This is a genomic window from Vibrio sp. 1F279, from assembly GCF_041439815.1.
Lineage (GTDB): Bacteria > Pseudomonadota > Gammaproteobacteria > Enterobacterales > Vibrionaceae > Vibrio > Vibrio tasmaniensis_A.
Genome location: NZ_JBGOOU010000072.1, coordinates 1 through 6858, shown reverse-complemented (window position 1 = coordinate 6858; position 6858 = coordinate 1). Strand labels below are relative to the sequence as shown.

The window sequence follows — 6858 nt, the reverse complement described above, 5'->3', positions numbered from 1 at the left end:
CATTTATTTCTGATTTACTGACGATTACTGTTGACAATGGGGAGTCCACATAAGATGCCCACAATGGTGCGGAGAGTGCAATGACCACGAAAGAGCATTGTCCAATCTCTTTCCGACTCTCGTTGCCTTTTGGCTACAGCGTATTAACCACTTCCGCTGTTTCATCACATAACGCGCCTTAAATGGATTCACATTACATTCATCATATTGACTCCCTAGCACTCACCCGATTTTGAGGTTATCAGGAGGAACATCCTCTCACGATTTTGCTCCCGCACAGCCTAACGACCAAGCTTCGTTACGTTGTCAGAGCCGCTGCTTTATTCAGGCTCTTAGGGTCATCTGGTGATACAGATGGTTCACTCTGCGTGGTGAACAACGCTTCATACGACTTCAGGTCGCACGGACAATTATGAGTTAGATAAATTGCAGTACAAATAAAAAGAGGTCTCCTTTACCTGTATTAGTTCCTATTAGCTCTGATAGGTCCCGAGGCGATAAGTGGGGGGACGTAAAGCAAACAGAACCAGCGTGGTAGGTCACGTCGATTCAGTGATTTAGTTATTACTACCACTGCGTTAATGGTGAAACGAGTCTTCTCTATGCCATTGAGATCGCTGCAAGGGTCTATCGATTCAATATTTAGGCTAGCTTCATGTTCCGTTGAGCTGCCCACATAACAAAAGTATCATTCGCCATGCAAAAGAGGTAGATATCTCATCTAAAACAAAAGCAAGAGGCGCAATGCTGTGCCTAGCCATTGAGTAGAGAGGCATCAAGGTTTATGGTGAAGGTAAGTAGGAAGTAAAAACCTTGTTCAGATGGGAAGCTTAGAGTATGGCGAAAGTTACACTTAGCGGTCGATACCAAGACGCCGGAAATCCTTGCTGCTGAGTTAAGTTTATCTAATGTTACCGGTGGAGAAGTGCTCCCGAACTTACTCAAATAAACACGCCGAAGTCTCATAGAGGTATCTGGCGATGGCGCTATGACACGAGGTCTTGTTACTATGCAATTCAGATTAAACTCGCGTTTGAGCTCATCCCCCTCCCGAAATCTCGCGGCTGGTTGTCCGGAGGTGTCCGGTTCCAATAAGTATTGGAAACAGCGGTCTGGTTATCACAAACGTTTACTTTCATAAACTTAGACATGCTCAAAGCGCTGTAGAAGCTTGGGATGCCTGAAACCTGTCGTATTGATTAAAAAGCATATCAAACGGTGAAAAATGGCCTCTAAACTGAATTACGCGACAAAGCGGCCGTGCTTTATTGTCTTCTATTTCACCCATCCTTCCAAAGCGCATCAAATTCTTGGGCTTCAAGGATGTCTTCAATGCGGCGACGAACTTTGGTCTGCTGCTTTAATTTTTCTGGCACGGTTTTACTTGGATATGGTAAGGCGTGGTTGGGTTTAAGCGGTATTTCCATGCGCTGATGGGCTGGTACGGTTCTTTTGTCCATGAGGTGTTCTCCTTATTATGAATCAATCCCACTATTTTAATATTTTGGCTGATGTCGTTCTCTTCAAGTTCATTCTGGGTGCGTGCTTGACGGGGCCAGAATGAACTTGAGGTGTAATGTATTTGGCGATGTGGTCAATTTCTTTTTTAACGACTTTGCTTTGAGTGGACGTTTTCAAAACAAGGTCTTCTGGATGTCTTGGAACCAATCCAAATTCAATTGAACTTCTGCGAGTCGCTTTTTGAGGATAAGGGTTTGACGAGCGTTTAATTGCGGTTGTTTCAAGGTTCGTTCGTAATATTGACATACCGTGAGGGTGGTTTTGATGCTGAGGTCTATCTCACGGCTTAATTCTGTTGGTGCGAGAGAATGATTCATCAATTTTATACAAAACGAATCTCTATGCTGACAGGTGGCCACCGGTGTCGATAGCCAGTTAATTAGCGCTTGTTTACCAAGTTCGGTGATAGTGAAAGCGTTGCCTTTTGAAGCACAGTTCGCATGCGCTTCTATCCATCTTTCTTTGTGTAATACCTTAATCTCTCGATAAGTATGCTGTAGGACGGCGCTCCAATAATGGGATTTGTTGATTTCTTTGGTGACGCTGTAACCTGAGTGGGGGTTTTCATTTAAATACGTCAATATGACGTAACGTAGTGACATCTTTTTAGTTCCTTCAATTATTACAATGCGGTCGGCTTGAATGCGCTGAGATGTTAAGTGAAACGACTTTCATCATTATTGGGGCGATTATTAACCTGACGTCTTTATGCTTCTTCCTGTCAGCTATCGCAAGAGGTTGAAGGGTAATTAATAATTAATAATTATCCGTTTTTTGATTTTGAGTTGTTGATAGGCTTTGTGGTAACCATACCGCTCTTTCCGCTTTGCTACATATAATCTTGTTTTTGACTAATATTGTTCTAGCTGCATTTTCAACCGCAAGCTCTTTCTCACTTAACTCAGAGTCAAAAACTCTTGGTGTGGCTCATGCTTTTTCCTTGAATTAGTAAAGATGATAACTTTTCAATATAAATAAAACATAAATTATTTAAATGTTCTTATTGATTGATTGAAATAGTCTATTGTCAGTTTTACCAATTTTTTAATTCCATCAAATTTTTCAAAAAATCATATTTTAGGCGGGGGAATGGACAATGAAGTTTAAAATAAGCACTATTGGACTATCAATCGGAGCGGTATTATTTGCCAATAGTGCTAACTCTTTCTATTTTCTTTTGGATGAGGGGGAAGCATGTAAAACTACAACTCTTGAAAAAGAGGTTGATGATTTTCAAGAGGACATCTCACCGATATCAGAAAAAGAAACTTCCATTGGCCAAAAGATTACTAATGAAGAAATTGGTGAGGTTATACCAGAATTTGAAACCGGAGCAATGGAGTTGGCAGAGAAAATTGGTGGAGCTATTGCCGTTGTAAGTGGTGGATTAGAATTGCTTGACGGCATAGAAAATAAAAATGCTGATGAAATCACTGGTGGTGCCGTTCTTTTGGGCTCCTACATAGCCCCGGAAATTGCAGGGGAAGTTATCGGCTCAATCTTCTCCGAGTCAATTGCGGAAGCTATAAACCCAGTTATAGGTGTTCTCATCGCTGAAGGGATTGCAATTTATGGTGATATAAAAATGGCTGGGGTCATCAACAAGATGGAAGAGTCCGATCGCACTTTGATGGGTGTCTACTCAAAAGCAATTGATAAAACAGACGCATCACTACTAAAGCTTAAAAAAATAATCCGAGGTGATAATGATGAGATTTATAATTATGAATATAAACATTTTGGAGAATTAACAGTTGAATTATATAAAAACAGTTTCCACAAATTAGCATATAGATTGATTAATGATAATTACTCTAATAGAGTAGATAAATATTTCAAAGATAACACAGTATCCACCCCAATAACCACGCAATTCGTTTCAAGTGAATTACCAGTAACTATTAGCCACCTAATCGGATTAAAGGAAAATTTAAAATACTGGTATTCAACCTCATTGACAGGGAAGAAATACATAAGCAGTTTCGGACATGTCCAATTAAATAATGCAAATTTCCATCCATCATATGAAGGCACAAACAGCATCCGATTTTCAAAATCGATAAAAAATGTTGCAATACCAAATATGCGTTGGTTGAATGATGTGTTTTTCCCAGTTTTAGAGAGGACAGTAGATGTAATATATGACAATAGCGATCATCTTGTTGTTGAATTCAAAGATATGCTTACAGATACAAAATTTATCCATAGTCTTCAGGAGTCAATGATAGCCCCATATAATGATGTTCTAAAAAAATACTATTCTTGGTTATATTTTGGGTATCATATTTTGAAAAACCTTGATTATTCAGAGGTAAAGATTGAAGAAGGTTTTCTTATTTTTATATCGATATTTATGCCAATTGAAAGCTCAATAATTCAAGGCTCTGTCATGAATGATATTAAATCCAAGATTGATGTTGCTCCATTTGTTTTTGCCATAACAAAGTCACTAATTAGCCAAGGCGTCGATGTGACTGATGAGACCAAGTTTACAAAATTAATTAATGATGCATATTCGAAAATTGGAGAGGAACATTCCACCCTTAAAAACAAAATTATGAGTTCTTATCATGCAGCTAAAGACCTGGTTAATACTAAATTAGTAGATAAATCAGAAATTTCATTAAAGCCAATCAGTCAAGAAAAATTAAATTCGCTTATTGAGAAAATCGATAAACATGTGGCTGATGGAAGCCTAAAGAAAAAGGTAGATGTTGCATTAAATGATGCTGTTTCATTAATGAGTCTACAAGGTGGTGATAACTATGAGACATCATTACGATTCATTGATTATGCTCAAATGACTAGCTCTATTCAAAATAGTTACTTTAACGTTGTGGGCGCATTAATCGATAATTACGTGAAGAAACTACAAAAGTTAAGTGATTGGGAAAATGAAGCCGCTGCTGTAATCTTGAGCGATTTACGTGACGACCTGGTTGCGCTAAATAAAAACAGTAAACTCGTAAATTACTCTTCTCAAGAAGTACATAAATATTCAAGTGGAAACTTTGATTGGCTAGCGTTTAACTCAACTCCTTTTTTAGATGAAGATAATAATAAAATAATTAGGTACCTTGATGACACTATCAATTTATGGGTTCCTGTTTCTCAAACAGGACCACCCATGCGTCTGCATCACGCCAATTAGGTCGAATATTGTGATGGGAGCAGGGAAAAAGTATCTTAGATAAAGTTTTAAAAATGATTTTTTTGAGTTGATTAACTAAAAATCAAGACTATAGGAAGAGGCACTAGTTTAATTAAATCAAAGGATAATCCATTTTGATGTCTAACGTTCGAGCGACCTAAGGTTAAGAGCAAGCGTATTTCTCTTGCGTCATGTTATCCAGACAACATTGTAAATACTAATGTGGTTCTTAAAGGTGCAGTGCTAAACAGATAGAAGTGTGGTGAGAGATTTTAAGTCAAATAATCCGAACGTTAGGTGAATATCCGCTTTTGTAGTTTCTGATGTTATTGAGGGGAATTACAATGGGTTGGCTTCTCCTTTCCCCGGATTACCATAGACCAATTACTCCTTGAAGAGGTGAATCATGATGGGAAGAAAATATAAAATTAAATATATTATAAATACATTTTTGATATTGCTACTCTCTGCAATTTCATTTAGCTCGATGTCTGGGAGTCTTGAAATTGATGTAACTAAAATAAATCCAAGTGAATTAGACTCGATCAGGCCGAAAATAATAATTCAAAATGGGGAGGCAAGGCTTTCAAAAGTCGGTTTCTCTACTGAAAAGTTAGTTTTAGATAAACCCTTGGAACATTCAGAAGCTAGGAAAAAGCTATATGAGAATGTAAAAAGTATGCTTGAAAAGAACAAAAATATTTTGGCTGATATTGAGGAAGGTAAAATACCATTTCCAAATGAAAGTACTAAAAGTAGCGTAACAGAGGCTTTGCAGTTCAATGACGATTTTTTAGAAAGTGCCTCTGATACCTTGGGCTCAGATGTAATAGATTCTAATAAATTATACTTTTCAACTTCATATAAAGGTGAAAATGTAGTGATTAGTGAGGTTAAGGACTGGACTGCATTAGAAAAAAGAAGCATATCTCAAGTGATGTCAGACCCCGATAACATTGTTAACACTAGGCTTAATAGACCGGGAGCGGTTAAAAGAGCGAGTGTTGAAAATGGTAGGGAGATAATTCGAGATTTAAAGAAAGGCGGAGGTGAAATAAAGAAGGTTACTGCTTTTATGATCTCGGATGTTCTTGAGACTAATTATCGAAGGATGGGTTTTTCAACACCTAACTGCTTTTAGTTTAAGTGCGTTGCTCACTCTGCCAATTATCCATAATGTCGCCTGATAATCAGATATCAATCCGCCCTCGGTCACGCAATATAATTGGTTTGTCGGTAGGTGTGTTTTTTTGAAGTGTTGACGCCTGGATTGATTGTGTTTGTAAGGTATGATTATGAGAGTGAATACATCAAGGTATGATAAGAATATAGGAAAAGGCTCTCAACTCAAAAATTGGCGATTAAATGAGCGCTTCAACAAAGCCGCTCAAGAGCGACAAGAAAACTTTGGCACATTGAGAGCCAGATTCCTGGGCGTTAGACGTTATTTTCAAAGAAGATGAGCAACGTTGTATTTATGCAGTAGGCTCGGTGCTGAAATTAGAATTCAAGGTTATTCTTTTTAATATAATTTACATTAATTTACATTAATTTATTAACTTATTAAATTATTAACTGATTTTTTAAATGTAATCATAATTTAAAATTAATTTCTTTTGTTTAATTTTAAGATTATTAGTAATAAAATTAGGGGTTTAATAATGAAACGAGTTATATTTGCCAATCATCCTTTATTATCGCAAGAAGAATTAGAAATGTTAGCTATGGTTGTAGGTGGTCGAGGAGAGGAGGGAGGGGCAAGTCGCCCAGGTCGGATTAAAAATGATCGTGATTTAGATCGAGCTGGAAGCAGGTGGAATTTGCGGCTTCGTTAGGAATAAATTTTATAGGATAATTTTGAGGTTCTCAATTTCCAGTTAGCAATTTCTCCGTAAATCCTCGCCCGCTTTTAGGGCGAGGATAGGCTTTGTTGCGTAATTAAATTTAGAGATAGAGCTACTTCGTTTCGTGTGTTTCTTAGTTAATACGACAAGCTTTAGGCATACCTAACCCAGTAAGCTTGTTCAACGCTTTTATCATCGCGTAAGTCTCACCCACCTGCGCATTGTAATTTCTTAAGCTCAATCGTCCTCTTAGTAACTGTTTAACTCGATACATCGCTGTTTCTGAGAGTGAACGTCTGTGGTATCCATACCGCTCTTTCCAATACTTATTTGAGCCGTATA

At 37.7% G+C, this 6858-nt stretch carries 4 protein-coding genes and 2 pseudogenes; 3 read left to right on the top strand and 3 right to left on the bottom strand.

Going from position 1 to position 6858, the window contains the following annotated elements; translation table 11 throughout:
* Positions 1-515: 515 nt before the first annotated feature.
* Positions 516-1138: pseudogene (locus tag ACED60_RS24820) on the top strand (IS5 family transposase); the annotation flags it as partial.
* A gap of 142 nt (positions 1139-1280) precedes the next feature.
* Here ACED60_RS24820 and ACED60_RS24815 read toward each other — a convergent pair.
* Positions 1281-1460: a hypothetical protein gene (locus ACED60_RS24815; protein ID WP_016800071.1), complete on the bottom strand. Its 180-nt coding sequence runs from the start codon at positions 1458-1460 to the stop codon at positions 1281-1283.
* A 174-nt stretch (positions 1461-1634) separates the two neighbouring features.
* A complete protein-coding gene (locus ACED60_RS24810) occupies positions 1635-2123 on the bottom strand; it encodes a PadR family transcriptional regulator (protein ID WP_102428398.1) in 489 nt (162 codons plus the stop codon).
* A gap of 494 nt (positions 2124-2617) precedes the next feature.
* Between ACED60_RS24810 and ACED60_RS24805 the strand changes: the two genes are divergently transcribed.
* Both ACED60_RS24805 and ACED60_RS24800 read left to right on the top strand, forming a co-directional pair.
* Positions 2618-4672, top strand: a complete 2055-nt coding sequence (locus ACED60_RS24805; RefSeq protein WP_371728668.1) for a hypothetical protein — start codon at positions 2618-2620, stop codon at positions 4670-4672.
* Between the two features lie 406 nt (positions 4673-5078).
* Positions 5079-5813 (top strand): hypothetical protein, encoded by a 735-nt coding sequence (locus tag ACED60_RS24800; protein WP_017103568.1) that lies wholly within the window; start codon positions 5079-5081, stop codon positions 5811-5813.
* Between the two features lie 836 nt (positions 5814-6649).
* Here ACED60_RS24800 and ACED60_RS24795 read toward each other — a convergent pair.
* Positions 6650-6858: pseudogene (locus ACED60_RS24795) on the bottom strand (IS5/IS1182 family transposase); the annotation flags it as partial.

Excerpts from the sequence above, each read along its gene's own strand:
- ACED60_RS24815 (WP_016800071.1), bottom strand. The coding sequence starts at position 1,460 with ATGGACAAAAGAACCGTACCAGCCCATCAGCGCATGGAAATACCGCTT.
- ACED60_RS24810 (WP_102428398.1), bottom strand. The coding sequence starts at position 2,123 with ATGTCACTACGTTACGTCATATTGACGTATTTAAATGAAAACCCCCAC.
- ACED60_RS24805 (WP_371728668.1), top strand. The coding sequence starts at position 2,618 with ATGAAGTTTAAAATAAGCACTATTGGACTATCAATCGGAGCGGTATTA.
- ACED60_RS24800 (WP_017103568.1), top strand. The coding sequence starts at position 5,079 with ATGATGGGAAGAAAATATAAAATTAAATATATTATAAATACATTTTTG.